Source organism: Streptomyces niphimycinicus, assembly GCF_018883605.1.
GTDB lineage: Bacteria > Actinomycetota > Actinomycetes > Streptomycetales > Streptomycetaceae > Streptomyces > Streptomyces niphimycinicus.
Window position 1 is genome coordinate 79,417 of sequence record NZ_JAHLEM010000017.1, and the last position, 15,994, is coordinate 95,410.

Annotated in this window: 15 protein-coding genes and 1 pseudogene; 6 read left to right on the forward strand and 10 right to left on the reverse strand. The window is 70.6% G+C overall.

What is annotated here, in order from left to right; all coding sequences use genetic code 11:
* Nucleotides 1-4: 4 nt before the first annotated feature.
* Nucleotides 5-1,222: an MFS transporter gene (locus KN815_RS02480; protein WP_443732320.1), complete on the forward strand. Its 1,218-nt coding sequence runs from the start codon at nt 5-7 to the stop codon at nt 1,220-1,222.
* Between the two features lie 98 nt (nt 1,223-1,320).
* Nucleotides 1,321-2,217, forward strand: a complete 897-nt coding sequence (locus tag KN815_RS02485) for an RNA polymerase sigma factor SigF (RefSeq protein WP_216339731.1) — start codon at nt 1,321-1,323, stop codon at nt 2,215-2,217.
* A 153-nt stretch (nt 2,218-2,370) separates the two neighbouring features.
* Here the strand turns inward: KN815_RS02485 and KN815_RS02490 are convergent, their stop codons facing one another.
* Entirely contained in the window at nt 2,371-2,538 is a 168-nt protein-coding gene (locus KN815_RS02490; RefSeq protein ID WP_078642219.1) for a hydrophobic protein, read from the reverse strand.
* Nucleotides 2,539-2,703: 165 nt separating this feature from the next.
* Between KN815_RS02490 and KN815_RS02495 the strand changes: the two genes are divergently transcribed.
* The 3 genes from KN815_RS02495 to KN815_RS02505 are packed head-to-tail and all read left to right on the forward strand — an operon-like array spanning nt 2,704 to nt 4,472.
* On the forward strand, nt 2,704-3,060 hold the full coding sequence (locus tag KN815_RS02495) for a PRC-barrel domain-containing protein (protein ID WP_216339694.1): 357 nt from the start codon (nt 2,704-2,706) through the stop codon (nt 3,058-3,060).
* Between the two features lie 39 nt (nt 3,061-3,099).
* On the forward strand, nt 3,100-3,270 hold the full coding sequence (locus KN815_RS02500; protein WP_216339696.1) for a hypothetical protein: 171 nt from the start codon (nt 3,100-3,102) through the stop codon (nt 3,268-3,270).
* A complete protein-coding gene (locus KN815_RS02505) occupies nt 3,267-4,472 on the forward strand; it encodes a glycosyl hydrolase family 8 (protein WP_216339698.1) in 1,206 nt (401 codons plus the stop codon). Before KN815_RS02500 ends, KN815_RS02505 begins: the two co-directional genes overlap by 4 nt.
* A gap of 511 nt (nt 4,473-4,983) precedes the next feature.
* Here KN815_RS02505 and KN815_RS52015 read toward each other — a convergent pair.
* The 9 genes and pseudogenes from KN815_RS52015 to KN815_RS02550 form a co-directional block, all read right to left on the reverse strand.
* Nucleotides 4,984-5,688, reverse strand: a pseudogene (locus KN815_RS52015) (polyprenyl synthetase family protein); the annotation flags it as partial.
* Between the two features lie 49 nt (nt 5,689-5,737).
* Nucleotides 5,738-7,630, reverse strand: a complete 1,893-nt coding sequence (locus KN815_RS02515; RefSeq protein ID WP_216339699.1) for a sensor histidine kinase — start codon at nt 7,628-7,630, stop codon at nt 5,738-5,740.
* Nucleotides 7,627-8,316 carry a response regulator gene (locus KN815_RS02520; RefSeq protein ID WP_216339701.1) on the reverse strand — a complete coding sequence of 230 codons (690 nt, stop codon included), beginning with the start codon at nt 8,314-8,316 and terminating at the stop codon, nt 7,627-7,629. Before KN815_RS02520 ends, KN815_RS02515 begins: the two co-directional genes overlap by 4 nt.
* 5 nt (nt 8,317-8,321) lie before the next feature.
* Nucleotides 8,322-9,014: a phosphatase PAP2 family protein gene (locus KN815_RS02525; RefSeq protein WP_216339703.1), complete on the reverse strand. Its 693-nt coding sequence runs from the start codon at nt 9,012-9,014 to the stop codon at nt 8,322-8,324.
* Nucleotides 9,015-9,279: 265 nt separating this feature from the next.
* A complete protein-coding gene (locus tag KN815_RS02530; protein WP_216339705.1) occupies nt 9,280-9,969 on the reverse strand; it encodes a response regulator in 690 nt (229 codons plus the stop codon).
* Nucleotides 9,966-11,873, reverse strand: a complete 1,908-nt coding sequence (locus KN815_RS02535; protein WP_216339706.1) for a PAS domain S-box protein — start codon at nt 11,871-11,873, stop codon at nt 9,966-9,968. Before KN815_RS02535 ends, KN815_RS02530 begins: the two co-directional genes overlap by 4 nt.
* 2 nt (nt 11,874-11,875) lie before the next feature.
* Complete coding sequence (locus KN815_RS02540; protein ID WP_216339708.1) at nt 11,876-12,307, reverse strand: hypothetical protein; 432 nt, start codon at nt 12,305-12,307, stop codon at nt 11,876-11,878.
* Nucleotides 12,308-12,465: 158 nt separating this feature from the next.
* The gene (locus tag KN815_RS02545; protein WP_216339710.1) at nt 12,466-14,037 is read right to left on the reverse strand and encodes a hypothetical protein; all 1,572 of its coding nucleotides are present in this window, start codon (nt 14,035-14,037) and stop codon (nt 12,466-12,468) included.
* Between the two features lie 24 nt (nt 14,038-14,061).
* Nucleotides 14,062-15,663, reverse strand: a complete 1,602-nt coding sequence (locus tag KN815_RS02550; protein WP_253208701.1) for a glycosyltransferase family 39 protein — start codon at nt 15,661-15,663, stop codon at nt 14,062-14,064.
* A 43-nt stretch (nt 15,664-15,706) separates the two neighbouring features.
* On the opposite strand from KN815_RS02550, the gene KN815_RS02555 reads away from it, so the two are divergent.
* Nucleotides 15,707-15,994 (forward strand): hypothetical protein (locus tag KN815_RS02555; protein ID WP_216339712.1); only part of this gene is annotated, 288 nt, incomplete at its 3' end.

Consider the following 15,994-nt stretch of genomic DNA (forward strand, 5'->3'; position numbering starts at 1 on the left):
GGCGGTGCCGGGTGAGCGGGAGGCACCTGAGGAGAGGGGTGAGAGGGGCGAGGGGGAGGAGGGGGCGGCCGCGACCCGGTGGGTGTGGACGGCCGCATGGCCGGTGACCGCCGTGTTCGTCCTCTCGAACGCGGCGACGCCGCTCTATGTGCGGTGGCAGCGCGAGATCGGGTTCTCCAAGGGCACCCTGACGGTGATCTTCGCCTGCTACATCGTCGGGCTGCTCGGTTCGCTGCTGGTCTCGGGCGTGGTGTCGGACCGGGTGGGACGGAAGCCCGTGCTGCTGCCCGCGCTCGGGCTCGCGATGGCGGCATGCGCGATCTTCGCGAGTGCGTCGGCCGTGGCGGCGCTGATCGTGGCGCGGCTGTTCAGCGGGATCGCGGTGGGCGCCGTCGTCTCCGCCGGAATGGCGGCGGTGACCGATGTGGCCGGGCCGGGGCGCCGGCGGCTGGCGGCGCTGCTGGCCTCGTGCGCGATGGTGTTCGGCGCCGGGCTGGGGCCGTTGCTTGCCGGGGTGCTGGGCAAGGGGGTGTTCGTCCTGGAGGCGGTGCTGCTGGCGGCGGCCGTCCTGGTCGTGGCGCGGATGCCGGTACGGCGTCCCGTCGCGCCCGCGAAGGGGGCGTGGGTGCGGATACCCGGGGTGCCGCGGGGCAGTGGCGGGCAACTCCTCATGGGCATCGCCGTCTTCGCGCCCGGCATCACCGCCACCTCCTTCGTGCTGTCCCTCGGGCCGTCGCTGCTTACGGGGCTGCTGGACACCACCAGCCCGGTAGCCGCGGGCGCCATGGCCTTCGTGATGTTCCTCACCGCGACCGGTGCGCAGTTCGCCGTCCAGCGGCTGGACCGGCGGACGATCCTCCTCGCCGGTGCCGTCAGTACGACGATCGGCATGGGCGCGCTCATCGCCGCCGTCCGCGCCTCCTCCGTACCGCTGCTCGTCGCCGCCGCGCTGCTGGCCGGGGCGGGGCAGGGGATGGGGCAGCTCGGCGGACTGTCGCTGCTCAACTCCAGTGTTCCGGCGAGCCGTCTGGCGGAGGCCAACGCGGCGCTCAACGTCGGCGGCTATGTGCCCGCGGGCGTGCTGCCGGTAACGGCGGGTTACCTCAGCGATGCGGCGGGGCTGACGACGGGGGCGACCGTATTCGGGGCCGTGCTCATGGCGTTGGCCCTCGTCGGGGGGCTGGTGGTGCTCGCCGGTCCGCCATCCGCCCGCAGGAAGTAGGCATGGGGGCATCGAGGGTGGGTAGGCGGGTCCCCAATCAGCCTTATGCATGCAGCCGATACAGGGAGTGCGACGTGAACGACACGGCACCCGTGGCAATGTCGACACTGACGGCAGCCGAAGCTGAGCAAGCACATGGTGTTCAGGTATGTGATATTGCCCTGGATGGAGTTGAGACCGCAGGACCGTCCGACCTGCCCACGGTGGACGATCCGGCAAAGGTGGCGCCCAAGGACGCGCGGGTGCTGACCAAGACGTTCCTGGACCGGCTGACGGAGCTGGAGGAGGGGACGCACGAGTACCAGTACGTGCGAAACACTCTTATCGAGCTCAACCTGTCGCTGGTCCGGTACGCCGCCCGGCGGTTCCACAACCGCTCGGTGGAGATGGAGGACATCGTCCAGGTCGGCACCATCGGGCTGATCAAGGCGATCGACCGGTTCGATCTGAGCCGCGAGGTCGAGTTCACCACCTTCGCCGTTCCGTACATCGTCGGCGAGATCAAGCGGTTCTTCCGCGACACCAGTTGGGCGGTGCATGTTCCCCGCCGTCTCCAGGAGTTGCGGATCGACCTCGCCAAGGCGAACGAGGAGCTGTTCCAGCGGCTGGACCGGTCGCCCACCACGGCCGAGCTCGCGGAGCATCTGGAGCTGAGCGAGGACGAGGTCGTCGACGGACTGGTGGCCAGCAACGGCTATCTCACCACCTCGCTGGACGCGCCCGCCGAGCAGGAGAGCGGGGCCACGCGGGTGACCACGTACGCGGACCGGTTCGGCGACGTCGACCCGGCCATGGAGACGGTGGAGAATCTGCACGCGCTCAAGCCGCTGGTGGAAGAGCTGGGTGAGCGGGACCGCCGCATCTTGCAGCTTCGGTTCGGCGAGGAGCTGACCCAGTCGGAGATCGGCGCCGAACTCGGCGTCTCCCAGATGCATGTCTCCCGGCTGCTCAGTCGCGCGCTGGGCCGGTTGCGGCGCGGAATGCTCGCCGACTAGCGACTGGTCACACAGACCGAACTAGCGACTGGCCACGCAGGCCGAGCAGACCGAAGGGGCCCGTGTCGGAGAAATCTCCGGCCGGGCCCCTTCGGTCTGCGCCCGTGTCGGCTGTGTCGGGTTCGTCCGCACAGTCTCCGCACGGTCTTCGGGCTACCAGCGGTACCACCGTCCACGTCGCCCGCCGACCGTCGGCCGGGCCACGAAGCCGATCAGCCAGACGGCGAGCACGATGACCGCGATCCACCACAGAGCCTTCAAGGCGAATCCGGCGCCGAAGAGCAGCAGTGCGAGAAGAAGAACGACAAGCAGGGGAACCATGATGACCAACCTCCTGGACGCCGCGAGTACCCCATCGGGAATCCGGCACACCTGATCAATTCATGCTGTTTCGAACGCTCCCGTTCCCCCTGGTGGCTGGATGGCGTGGCGTCTCACGGTGAGCGGAGGCAGGCTGGAGGGGCAGAGGTCAGAGGGTGATATGTCATGATCCAGCCAGCCGATATCCGTGAGTGGCGTGACCGGGATGTCGTCGATGAGGAGGGCCGCAAGATCGGGGTGCTCGAGGCGATCTACGTGGCCACCGCCACCGATGAACCCGCCATGGCCACGGTCCGCACCGGACTGCCCACCCGCCACCGGCTGGTGTTCGTCCCGGTGGACGACGCGGTGGTCGGGCCGGGCTATGTGAAGGTCTCCTACACGCGGTCCCTGGTGAAGAAGGCCCCCTCGCTCGGCACCGACGATGTGCTGCCCGTGGAGCAGGAGGGGGCGATCTTCCAGCACTACGGGAAGACGTACCAGTCGGGTCCCGGCGGCGGGCGGCAGCTCGCACGCCGCTGATGGCCGAGGACGCTTGACGCACGAGGAGAGGTGTCGGCCGTGGCGCTCTTCCTGTTCCTGGTGATCGTGGCCATCGTGCTCGGCCTCATCGGGTGGGTGGTGCACGGGCTGGGCTATCTGCTGATCATCGGCGTGGTGGTGCTGGTGGTCGACATGGTCCTCGGCCTGGTGCGGCTGGCGCGGAGATCCCGGCGGCGCCGAATCCGATGACGGGACGCGATGCGGCCCGCGTCCCCTTCGGGGCGCACTCCGTCCCGTACGCTCCCGGTACGCTCCGGCCCTCCGGCGACCAGGCGGCGGCCGACCGGCAGGTGCTGGAGCACTACCGGCGGTGGAAGGCGTCCTTCCTCCGGTCGGGCGATGAGGTGGGCGGCCGGGGCCGGTGCGCGGTGTTCACCCCCGACGCGGCGCACCCCTTCGTCGCCGAGGCCCAGGGCTACGGGCTGGTGATCACCGCGCTGATGGCGGGCGCCGACCCCGACGCCCATGCCCTCTTCGACGGCATCCTCCGGCATGTGCTGGCCCACCCCTCCGTCAACCACCCCGATCTGCACGCCGCCCAGCAGGACGCCGGTGGCCGGGACGTCGGGGGACGGGACTCCGCGACCGACGGGGACCTCGACATCGCGTACGGACTGCTGCTCGCGGACCGGCAGTGGGGCGGCGGCCACGGCGACTACAAGGCGCTCGCACTGCGGCGGATCGACGCCGTCATGGAGTGCGAGGTGCACCCCGGCACCCGGCTGACCAAGCTCGGCGACTGGTCCTCGGGCCGCTTCGACGAGGTCTCCCGTACATCGGACTGGATGCCGGACCACTTCCGGGCGTTCCGGGCGGCGACCGGCGATCCGCGGTGGGACGAGGCGCTGGACGCGCATCTCGCGCTGGCCGGTGCGCTGCGCACCCGCCATGCCCCGGCCACCGGGCTGCTCCCCGACTTCGTCGTGGACACCACGTCCGGCGAGCCGAGGCCCGCGCCGGGGAAGGTGCTGGAGAGCCCGCATGACGGCGACTACCACTGGAACGCCTGCCGCGTCCCCTGGCGGCTCGGCGCCGACGCGGTGACCAGCGGCGACGCACGGACCCGGGCCGCCGCGCGCGGGCTCAGCCGCTGGGCGAGGACGGCGACGGGCGGTGACCCCGGGGCAATCCGGAGCGGATACCGGCTCGACGGCACGGCCTATGGGGATGCGGGCTCGCCCGCCTTCTTCGCGCCCTTCGCGGTCGCCGCGATGACGGAAGGAGAGAAGGCTGATGACGGGGGCGAGGGGGCGGGCGAGGCCGCGCAGGGCTGGCTGGACGCGCTGTGGGCGCGGATGTGCGGCTCCCCGCCCGATCCGGCCCGCGCCTACGCGGCGGGGGTGCAACTCCAGTCGATGCTGGTGGTCAGCCGGAACTACTGGGTGCCGTAGGGTCGCCCGGCCCGGCCGGGGGAACGGGGTCGGCCCGCCGCACCACCGCCTCGCAGAGCGATTCCAGGGCGGCCCTCGCCGGGCAGTCGGGGAGCGTCGCCAGGGCCGCGCGGGCGGCGTCGGCCTGACGGGCGGTCTCCGCGCGGGCGCGGTCCAGGACCGGATGGGTGCGCAGCCGTGCCACCGCCTCCGCGTACCCCGGCCGATCGGCGGGCCCGGTGAGCAGCTCATACAGCTCCCGGTCCGTGAGATCCGCGGGCTCCCCACGGTCCGTGAGATCCGCGGGCTCCCCACGGTCCGCACGATCCCCAGGGTCCCCAGGGTCCCCAGGGTCCCCAGGGTCCCCAGGGTCCCCAGGGTCCCCAGGGTCCCCAGGGTCCCCAGGGTCCCCGGGGTCCCCAGGGTCCCCAGGGTCCCCGGGCTTCCCACGGTCCGCGAGATCCCCGGGCTCCCCACGGTCCGCACGATCCCCAGGGTCCCCAGGATCCGCGCGCTCCGCCGGCCCCGCCCCCGCCCGCTCCGCCAGCAGCAGGACGGGCAGGGTGGGGCGGCGGGCGGTCGGGGTCGCCACCTCGTCGGCGAGATGGCTCGCCACGCCCAGCCGCTCGCCGTATCGCGCGAGGGCCTCCACGGCGCTCGGGTCCGCACCCGAGGCCAGCGCGCCCAGCCGTCCGGAGACGGCGGTCAGCGAGCCGGTGCGGCCGGCCAGCACCTCCAGATGGTGCTCGACGGGGTCGCGGCCGTGGCGCGGTCCGGCCGTCTCCAGGATCTGGCCGGTGACCTGCCGCCGGAACGCCTCGGCCTGGAGCCGTACGGCCTGCGGCCCCAGGTCGGCGAGGATGTGCGAGGCGCGGGCGAAGAGGAAGTCACCGATCAGCACCGCCACCGTGTTGTCCCAGTTGGCGTCCGGGCGCTGGGCGCCGCGCCGTACGGTCGCCTCGTCCCGTACGCCGTCGTGGTAGTGGGTGGCCAGATGGGTCAGTTCGACGACGACGGCGGCGGGCACCACGCCCGGTGCGCCGGGGTCGCCGAACCGTGCCGCCAGCAGCACCAGCAGCGGCCGGAGCCGCCGCCCGGCCGTGCGGGTCAGCTCCCGCGCGGCCTCGTTGATGAACGGCACATCGCTCTTGGTGGCCTTCAACAGGCCCTCGTCGACCGCCGCTTGGCCGGCCCGGAGGCCGTCCGCCAGCGCGCGGTCCCGCACGGTCGGCTGCATGGGGAGAAATGTCTCATATGTCGTCGGTGGCCGGTCTCAGGACGGCTGCTCAGGATTCCGGCGTGGCCGGAACCCGGGCCCGGATGCGGCTTCCCTGTCCGGGACGGCTGTCCACGTTCAGCGTGCCGCCCACCTCACGGGCGCGCTCCCGCATGGAGAGCAGCCCGAGATGGCCGGGGAAGGAGCCCTTGCAGTCGAAGCCCACGCCGTCGTCGGCGACCGTCAGGGTGACGGCGCCCGGTTCGTTGAGCAGATGGAGCCGTACGTTCCGGGCCTGCGAATGCTTGGCGATGTTGTGCAGCGACTCCTGGGCGATGCGGTACAGGGCGTGCTTGGCCTCCGGTGTGGTCTCCGGCTCGGCGTCCAGCTTCGCCTCGGTGGCGATCCCGTACCGGGCCCGGAGCGCCTCGATGTGCTGGGTGAGCGCGGCGACCAGGCCCTCGGTCTCCAGCGATTCGGGCCGCAGCCGGCACAGCAGGGTCCGGGTCTCGGCGATCGCGGCGTCCGCGAGCCGCCGGATGTACTCGATGGGCTCGGCCAGTTCGGCCAGCTCGGCGAGGTCCACCACCTCCCCGACGGCCTCGTGGCCGCCCGCCGGATCGACCCATACCGCCCCTTCCACCGGGTTCGCCGCCTCGATCCGTCCCACCGGCTCCGCGCTGTCCATGTCGCGTTCCAGCATCTCGCGGGCGGTACGGGCACCCAGCGCGATGCCGTAGAGCGCCTGCGAGACCGAGTCGTGCAGCTCGCGCGAGATGCGCTGCCGCTCCTCCCGGACGGACCTCTCCTGGGTGGCCCCCTGCTGCCGGTCGTTCTCCACCGCGCAGGACGCATGCCCCGCGATCACCTCCAGGAGGGTGATGTCCGCCTCGCCGGGGTCGCGGCCGGGCGGGAAGTGGCAGCACATCGCGCCGATCGCGGTGGATTCGCGCAGCAGCGGCCAGGCGGCCACCGCGCCCCGCGCCGGGCCCTCGCCGTCCGCGCCGGTACGGCCGCCGCCGTGGATGACGGGCGCGGCCCCGGCGATCGCCTCCAGCGCCGGTTTCCGGGACGGCGGGGTGTGGCCGTGGCCGCCGCCGACCAGGCGCAGGTTGGCCGACGGTCCGGGCTCCAGCAGATAGACCGTGCAGCTCGCGGCGCCGGTACGGGCCACCGCGCCCGCGGCCAGGGAGTCCAGGGTCCGCCGTACGCAGGGGCCGGAGGAACGGGTGAACCCCGCGGAACCGGACGAGCCCCAAGCGGAACCCGAGGGGCCCGACGCTCCCGCCAACCCGGACGCCCCCGCGAAACCGGAAGACCCCGAAGCCCCGGCAGACCCGGAAGCCCCCGCGAACCCCGAAGGGTCCGGCAGGCCCGAAGCCCCCGTGGCGCCCGGGGAACCGCCGGAGCCCGGCCCGGCGGCCGCGGATGCCAGCCGCCGCAGATGTTCCCGGTGCCGGATCTGGGCGACCGCATGGGCCGCGGCGGCCGCGAAGCTTCCCACGGTGCTCACATCGGCGTGGCTGAGCCGCCGCCCGCCGCCGCGGTTCGCCACCTCGATCACTCCCACGGGGTGGCCGCGCACCAGCAGCGGCGAGTCCAGCACCGAGGCCGGGACCGCGTGCCGGGGGTCCCGGCCGAGCCGGCGCGGCCGCCGTTCGTGGCTGGAGACCGTGGGCCGTCCGGCGCGGATCGCCTGGCGGGCGGGGGAGGAGCCGCCGGGCGTCAGCGGTCCGCTCGGCGCGGTCCATGGGGCGCCGTCGGTGGCTCGTATCGTCAGGACGTCGCCCGGCTCCAGCACCATCACCCGGGCCATATCGGCGCCCAGGAGTTCCCGCACCCGGCGGGCGATCAGCCGGAGCGTGTCGTCGGCGGTCTCGCCCGCCAGGATGTGTTGGGTGACCTCGGCGAGCGCGGTGGCGCTCCGTCGCCGCCGGATCGGGGTCCATCGTGTATTGATCACGCCGACCACCACTGCTCCCTCGTCGTCGACTCCAGTGCTTCCGGAGGGGTGAGTTCACCCGCCGGTACCAGGCCGGACTGCACCGCGTAGACCGCCGCCTGGGTCCGGCTGTGCACCCCCAGCTTGGTCAGGATGTGGCTGACATACGTCTTCACCGTCTGCTGGCCGATCCGCAGATCGTGGGCGATCTCCTTGTTGGCCTTGCCGCGCGCGAGCATGGTGAGCACCTCGGTCTCCCGCTCGGTGAGCTGCTCAGGGCCGCTCGGCTCCCTGACCTGGCCCATCAGCCGGGAGATCGCGGCCGGGGAGACATGGATCTGGCCCGCGGCCGCGGCCTTCACCGCGTTACGGAGGTCGTCGGCCTCGGCGTTCTTCAGCAGGAAGCCGATGGCCCCCGCCCGGACCGCGCCCATGACCATGGCGTCGTCGAGGGAGCTGGTCAGCGCCACCACCTCGACCTCGGGGAGGTCCTGGCGGATCTCGGCCGTGGCCGATACGCCGTCCATCACCGGCATCAGCAGATCCATCAGGACGACGTCGGGGCACAGCTCCCGGGCCAGCCGCACGGCTTCCCGGCCGTTGGTCGTCTCGCCCACCACCTTGATGTCGTTGTCGAGGCCAAGAATCATGCGGAGGCCCTGCCGGACCACGGCATGGTCGTCTGCGATCAGCACGCGAAGCGCCACTTGGTTCACCTGCCCATGGAGTACATCGCCGCACGAGCGGAGACGGACGCGGAAACGGTCGCGATCAGCGGTTCGAAGAGGGGGAGGACCAGCAGGACGAGGACACCCGCCAGCCAGCCGGCCAGGACGTCGCTCACCCAGTGGGTGCCCAGATAGACGGTGGTCAGACCGATGCCGAACGCCATCACACAGGCGATCAGCGCGCCCGTGCGCCGGTGACGGCCGGCGAGATAGGCGACGGTGCCCCAGACCACGACGGCGTTGGCGGTGTGACCGGAGGGGAAGACCATTCCGCCGTGGAAAAGCTCGGCGGCCCCGGGGGTCTGGGCGTAGTGCGGGCCCGCCCGCCCGGTGAGGATCTTGACGGCGCCGACGCTCATATTGAGCAGCAGCAGCGCCAGGCACAGGACCAGCGGCGGGCGCGGGCTTCGGATCCGCCCCGCGCGCCAGGAGACCCAGGCCAGGGCGGCCAGGGCGGTGGGGCCGCGCTGGCCCGCGATGACGAAGGCGTCCAGGAACGGCCGGAGCTGCGGCCACTGTTTGTACGGCTTGAACAGGGCCACCTGCCAGTCGAGCCGGACGAGCTGCGAGCCGGTGAGGACGGCCACGAGCACCGCCGCGTAACAGGCGGCGGCCACCAGGAAGGCGGTGGTGTGTCCGCGGCTGAGCGGGCATCGGATCCGTCCATGGACTCGCATGGGGAGGAAACCCGTCTCGGTATGCCCGCGATTCCATCCTAAGGGGGACTTTCTGCCCCATTCGGCCCTCGGGGGTCCGCCCCAGGTGGTCCCGCCCCCTTCGTACGGACCCGGACGGGGGAGGAGTCCGTACGTACGGCATGGGGCCCGAAGCGAATGGCATGGGGCCCGAAGCGAACGGCAGGGGGCCCGAAGCGAATGGCCCCCGCGCCGGAAGGGGCCATGGCCATGCCCGAAGCCGAAGGCGGCTCCGGGGGTCGGCCCGTCACTCCTCCGGCCCCCCCGGCTGCGCGGGCTTGAAGCCGAATTCGGCGGCCCTCGCGACCGCCTCGAGCTGTGAGCGCGCGTCCAGCTTCTCCAGGATCCTGCGCACATGCGTGCGCACGGTGGCGTAGCTGATGCTCAGCCGCTCCGCGACGGCCCGGTTGTCCAGGCCCTGGCTCATCAGCGTGAGAATCTCCTGCTCACGCGGGGTCATGCTGTCCAGGCGCTCGGTCTGCTCGGCGGTCGACCGCGCGTCCTCGCGGTGCCGTGCCAGCACCTCCACCAGGGTGCTGGCCGGGATGAGGGTCTCGCCCTCGGCGGCCGAGCGGATGGCGGACGCGATCTCGTCGCCGCTCGCCGACTTCAGCAGATAGCCGCAGGCACCCGCCTCGACCGCGGCCAGCAGCGCCGAGTCGCTGGCGTCGGCGCTGAGGATCACGATGGCGACGGAGGGGTCATGGGCCCGCATACCGGCCGCCGCGTCGGCCCCGGTGCCGTCGGGCAGCCGGAAGTCGACCAGGGCCACATCGGGCTTCAGCTCCTTGGCCATGGGCACGGTCTCGGCGACCGAGTCGGCCCAGCCGACCACCGTCAGATCCGAGTATTCGGCCAGCAGGGCCCACAGCCCCTCGGCCACCACCCGGTGGTCCTCGACGATCAGCACCTTCGTCAGTTCGGGAGGTGCGGTCACGGCTGGGGGTCCCCTTCGGGGGAGTCGGCGGGGTCGAGCGGGGCGCCCGGTGGAGCGCCGAGCGGCACCCAGAACTCCACGGTGGTGCCGGAGCCGGGTTCGCTCTCGATCCGGCACCAGCCGCCCGCGATCTGGGCCCGCTCCTGGATCAGGGAGAGCCCGAGATGGCCGGGGCGGGACTCCACCTCGAGCGGGTTGTAGCCCTCGCCGTCGTCGACGATCCGCACCAGGCAGCCGTCGTCGAGCCCGAGAAGCTGTACGTGGACCGTCTTGGCGTGGGCGTGCTTGCGCACGTTCACCAGCGCCTCCTGGGCGGTCCGGTAGATCAGTGCCATCGTCTCGGCCGGGGGATGGGCGGTGAGCCGGTCCTCCAGCCGGTAGGTGATACCGGTTTCGGTGCGTATCTGCTCCAGCAGTCCGCGCAGCGCCCCGGCCAGGCAGCCGTGTTCCAGGCTGGACGGCCGCAGGTCGAAGATGAGCTGCCGCAGCCGGCTGAGCGAGAGCTTCAGGGTCTCGTCCAGCTTGTCCATCACCCGCTGCTCGTCCGGGTCCCGCAGCCGCCGGCGCAACTGCTGGAGGCGGAGGCTGGCGGCGGTGATCACCTGGATGGTGTCGTCGTGGATGTCGGCGGCGATCCGCCCCCGCTCGGCCTCCTGGGCGTGGACCAGATGGCTGAGCAGCGCCTGGCGGTCGCGGTCGGTGACCTCCAGCAGCTCCAGGCTGCGCTCCAGGACGAACTGGGCGCGCTGCACCTCGGTGATGTCCCGGATGGTCAGGACGGTGAGCAGGCCCTCCTCCGTACGCAGCGGGCTGATGCTGACGTCGGCGGGGAACTGCTTGGCGTCGCTGCGCCGGCCCACCAGCTCCATGCTGTGGCCCACCGGCTCCTCCAGGCTGTCGTCCCATTCGCGCAGCGAGACGGTGAGCGGCTGGTCGGGCAGGAGGGCCTCCACGGCCCGGCCGATCAGATGGTCGCGGTCGTAGCCGAAGAGCGCCTCGGTGCGGTTGTTGGCCGCCTGGATCCGGCCGCCGGTGTCCACGATCAGCATCGCGTCCGGGGCGGACTCGATGAGCTGGCGGAACCGGCTCTCGGCCGCCCGGAGCTGGCTCAGGTCGGCGATGAAGACCACCCCGCGGGGCTGCCGGCCCTGAAGATGGCCGCCGCTGAACTGGGCGGGGAACTCGGTGCCGTCACGGCGGCGCCCGCTCATCGCCGACGGCGAGGAGAAGACCCGGCCGATCAGTTGCTCGGAGGCGGTGCGGTAGCGCTCGGGGACGAGGTCCCGCAGCCGCTTGTCGCGCAGCTCCGCCGAGCTGTAGCCGAACATGTGCCGGGTGTGGGCGTTGGCGTACTCGATCCGGCCGCGGGGGCCGACGATCAGGACGCCGCACGGTGCGTGACCGAGCAGTTCCAGGAACGAGTCCTCCAGGCGGTTGCCGACCAGGTCCTCGAACCGCCAGGAGGCGCGCTCGGCGCGGCGCAGCGGCTCGGTGCAGTCCGCGAGCAGCTCCGCGGACATGCTGAACTGATCGCGGGCGGCCCGGATGATCGCTTCGAGGATCTCCTCCGCGGGGGTGCCCTTGACCAGATAGCCGCTGGCCCCGACGGCGAGCATGTTCAGCACGGTCTCGCGTTCACCGTGGGCGGACAGCGCCACCACCCGGGCGCCGGGGACCTGGTCGCGGATGGCCCGGACGCTGCTGGGGGCGTCGCCCCGGGGCATATGCACGTCCATGATCACGACCCGGGGGTGGTGGTCCACCGCCGCGCGCACGGCCTGCTCATGGTTGATGGCCAGGCCCACCAGCTCCAGGTCGGGGTGGGAGTCGATGAGGTCGGCGAGCGCCTCCCGGACGGCCGGGTCGTCATCGGCCACCACAACATCGATCCGGTTGTCGCCCATCACTACCCACCTCCCTTGAGGACGGCACCCTGCAATTCGCGGGGGCTGAATTCATCGCGCCGGCAGTGCGCCAGCGAGGGCATGACCGCGGCCAGCGGCGCGACCAGCACGTTGTAGTGGCTTCCGATGCGGTCGCATACGGCGACCGCCGTCGCGGCGTCCCATACCGCGGCCCAGAAGGCCCAGTCGTGTCTCTGGTGGTTCCGCGCGGTGTCCAGGGCGGCCCGGCGCGCCACCGAGGCGGCGACCAGGATCCGGTACCGCTCCTCGGGCGTGGTGGTGCGATGGACCACTGCCCAGCCCTCGGCGCGGGTCTGGCTGGACGTCTGCTTCCACAGATCGGCCACCCGGTCGATTTCCTCTGGGGTGAGGTCCTCGATATGGGTCAGGAATTGTAGGACTCTTCGTGAGTTAGGTCCGAAAACTACGCTCATAGGACACTCCAGGACGCATGGTACATCTACGGAACTGGTGAGCCGCCCTACGGCCGCCGGCGGCCGGCCGCTCCCTGGAACGTGGGCCTTGCCTTTGGGCCGTAGTCGCCGTTCGGCACGGTCCGGCCCACGTTCTTCCTCGGTGCCGTTGGCTGTACCTAACCTCCGTGTCCCTGGGACATGTTGATGCTCGCCTTCGCGACGCCACCGCTCTTCTGGCCGATGAGCTGGAAGGCCACACCGCTCTCGTCCGCCGTGGTGATCTTGTACGAGCCCACGGCCGACGCCTTGCCCCGGCTGTCCACCTGGAAGGTCCCGATCTTGCGCTGGCCCTTCGAACCCGATCCGGCGTAGGCGTCCACCGTCTCGCCCGGGGCGAACCCCGCGACATAGAAGCTGAGCGTGGTGCCCGCCCTGCCGCCGAAGGCGCTGGGCTCGGCGGACGGGGTGTACGGCAGCACGGTGAAGCCCGAGCGGACCACGGCCCGGCTCTGGTCGCCGATCGCCATCAGCGTCTGCCGCCCCTTGAGGCCGAACGGGACGTTGAACGCCACATCGCGGATCTGCCCCATGCCGTTCGCCTGGGCGGTGAAGGCCGGCAGGCCGCCGGTGGAGTTGATGTAGACCAGCACCCGCTCGCCGGGCGCGAACTTGTTGGCGGACAGCGTGATCCGCTGGCCGGCCTTGAGCGCGTACGGCTTGGACTTCATCGAGGGGTACATGGCCAGCATCTGGAAGGGCGCGGTGGCCGTGGTCTTGCTGCGCTTGCCCACCAGGACCAGGGTGCTGGAGCCGGTCGGGGCCACGCCCACCTTGATCGCCGCCTGGCCGACGCCGCCGCTGCTGTCGGTGTGCAGCGTGGTGACGGGGACACCGGTGGTCCGGCCCCAGAAGACGTCGATCGTCTCGCCCGGGCGGAAGCCGCGGGCGGTGACCGTCACCACGTCGCCGGGGCGGCCGACCAGCTTGTTGATCTTCGCGGTGCCGACCGCGCCACCGGTGACCACCTTGGCCTCCGCCGTCTTGGTGCTGCCGCGCTGCTGGGCGACCAGGGTCGCGGGCCGGTTGCCCGCGCTCTCGGGCATGGTGAACCGGGCGTAGATCGACCCGAACTTGTCCGAGCGCACGCTGCCGATGGCGCGGCCCTTGGTGTCCGACTTCCGGGCCTTGAGCAGGATGTCCACCGTGGCCTTCTTGTCGAAGCCACCGCCCTCGACCGCGGCGCTGCCGCCGGGGTTCACCAGACCCGGGTTGATCACGATGATCGGCCCGGATGCCTGGGGGACCCGCTGGTTGCCCAGCTTGATGGTCTTGGGCTGCTTGGGCGGGCGTATCTCATGCTCCTGCCGGGAGTGCTCCTTCTTCGGAGCGCTCCCGCCCCCGCCGCCGGTGGTGTTCAGGGCGCCTCCGAAGCCGCCGCGCGCGACCACCTGGACGAGCGATCCGACGATCGCGAAGACCACGAGAGCCAGCAGGACGGTCTTCCAGGAGAGCTTTTTCTTCTTGTCGCCGTCGGGAGTGTCCTCCTCGCCGAGGGTGTTCCCCTGGTCGGGGATTTCCTCCTCGTCGGGGATGTCCTCCTCCTCGAGGATTTCCTCCTCGTCGGGGATTTCCTCCTCCTCGGGGATTTCCTCCTCGTCGGGGACGTCCTCGTCCTCGAGGATATCCTCCTCGTTCTCGGGATCATCCCTGTCCTCCGGAACATCCCAGTCGTCGTCGTACTCAGGCATGGCCTTCACCTCCTCTTCCCATGGCTACTGCACACGGTAGATTTCCAGCTTGATATTGCCCCGGGTCTCCGACCAGACACGGGTGGAATTTTGCAGCGCCTTGAGAATCCAGTTCTCTCGGCCGTCGCCATTGTTGAGCATCATGGATCTGCGCATCTTGTTCGACATGATGATGTAGTCGACGTTCTGCCATCTCTTCTTGAAGAGCTTGTCGCGGACATCCGGGTCGGACGAGGCGTTCCAGTGGGAATGCGCGTACGGATAGAACGGGCGCACATCGTGCAGATCACCCCACAGGTCGTCGTCCATGATGATGCGCGAATTCGGTGGTACGTGCTTGCGCACCCAGGCGATCTGGGCATGCTGCATTCCGGTGAGATTGATCTTCGACTGGTACTGGTCGGCGATCTGCGTATGGCCCTCGGTATTGGTGTGGACGAGATATCCGGTGGCCGGTGACGCCAGTAGCAAAATGGCCACGAACGACGGCACGGCGACCCGGGTCACAGAATGCGCGCCGCGCAGGAACCGATTGGCGAATGTGCCCTTGAGCAGCCGGTCCGTCACCATACCGAGGTTCAGCGCGAGCATGGGGATCAGCGGGGTGACATAGAAGTCCAGCACCACGCTGCCGCGCACCAGATAGAAGGCGTATCCGAGGGCCAGTGTCCCGGAGATCAGAAAGCCCAGATTGCGCCTGCGGTCCCGCATGCCGATCCACAGGCAGATCGCCATCGCGCACACCCCGGCGATCAGCAGGAACTTGTCCCGGACCAGCCAGCTCGTCTGCAACAGCCCGGAGTGGCTGAAGAGGGTGCCCTGGCTGCGATTGAGCTGCCACCACAGGGTGTAGAGCAGCGAGACGTGGTCCGCTGGTGGATTGTTCAGATCGAAGTCGAAACCGCTCGGCAGCAGCTCGTTCTTGAGCAGTGCGTAGGTCACATAGGCGCCGATCGGGGCCGCCGCGGCGAATGGCCACAGGGTGCTGGTGAACCGGCTGCTGGCCGACCCCTTGACCCTCCGGTAGAGCAGGTACATGAAGCTGGGCAAGAAGAAGATCGCGTTCTCCTTGGTGATCAAGGCGATCCCCAGCGCCATCCCGCCGCCGAACACCGATCTGATCGTGACTTCTCGCCTGAGCAGCATGAACAGGCTCAGCAGCAGCCAGAGCATCATCAGGTTGTCCAGCAGGACCTGCCGCTGGAAGTAGACCGCGATCGGCGAGACGTTGAAGAGGAACGCGGTGACGGTGGCGGCCAGCACACTGCCGGACAGCCGCCGGGCGATCTCGAACAGCAGATAGACGCTGCCGACATGCACCAGCAGCATCAGGAACCGTCCGGTGTTGATCGCGTTCCCGAAGGCCTCGAACTGCTTCGGCAGCGGGAGGACCCATCCGGCCAGGGTGATCCACCCCAGCGGGGCGTGGTCGTAGTCGTAGGTGTACGGGGACAGGCTGGTCTCCCGCACCAGCGACCACGCCCGCTGCATGTAGATGCCCTCGTCGGTGAGGTAGAGGGGGTAGCGGAACAGGTGGTAGCCGTGGGTGAGCAGCCCGGTCAGCAGGGAGGCGACCAGGGCGATTCTGCCCTTGGTCCCAAGCGGCGGGAACCAGCCGCGCTCCACGGAGAACCGCGGGCGGCGGCGCGGACCTCGCGCGGGGGCCTCGGTGGTCCTGGCTGTTGTGGCGTTCTTCCTTGCCGCGGCGTTCTTGTTCGCCGCGGTCTTCTTGCGTGTCGCGGTGGTCTTGGCTGCCGTGGTGCTCTTGCTTGTGGTGGTGGTCTTGGCTGTTGTGGCGTTCTTGCTTGTGGTGGTGGTCTTGGCTGTTGTGGCGTTCTTGCTTGTGGTGGTGGTCTTGGCTGTCGTGGCGTTCTTGCTTGGCGCGGCGTTCTTGTTCGCCGTGGTCTTCCTGCCCGGCGCGGCGCTCTTCCTCGCCGCGGTCTTCCGGGCTTCCGCG

Excerpts from the sequence above, each read along its gene's own strand:
- KN815_RS02485 (WP_216339731.1), top strand. The coding sequence starts at position 1,321 with ATGTCGACACTGACGGCAGCCGAAGCTGAGCAAGCACATGGTGTTCAG.
- KN815_RS02490 (WP_078642219.1), bottom strand. The coding sequence starts at position 2,538 with ATGGTTCCCCTGCTTGTCGTTCTTCTTCTCGCACTGCTGCTCTTCGGC.
- KN815_RS02495 (WP_216339694.1), top strand. The coding sequence starts at position 2,704 with ATGATCCAGCCAGCCGATATCCGTGAGTGGCGTGACCGGGATGTCGTC.
- KN815_RS02505 (WP_216339698.1), top strand. The coding sequence starts at position 3,267 with ATGACGGGACGCGATGCGGCCCGCGTCCCCTTCGGGGCGCACTCCGTC.
- KN815_RS02525 (WP_216339703.1), bottom strand. The coding sequence starts at position 9,014 with ATGCGAGTCCATGGACGGATCCGATGCCCGCTCAGCCGCGGACACACC.
- KN815_RS02535 (WP_216339706.1), bottom strand. The coding sequence starts at position 11,873 with ATGGGCGACAACCGGATCGATGTTGTGGTGGCCGATGACGACCCGGCC.
- KN815_RS02540 (WP_216339708.1), bottom strand. The coding sequence starts at position 12,307 with ATGAGCGTAGTTTTCGGACCTAACTCACGAAGAGTCCTACAATTCCTG.
- KN815_RS02545 (WP_216339710.1), bottom strand. The coding sequence starts at position 14,037 with ATGCCTGAGTACGACGACGACTGGGATGTTCCGGAGGACAGGGATGAT.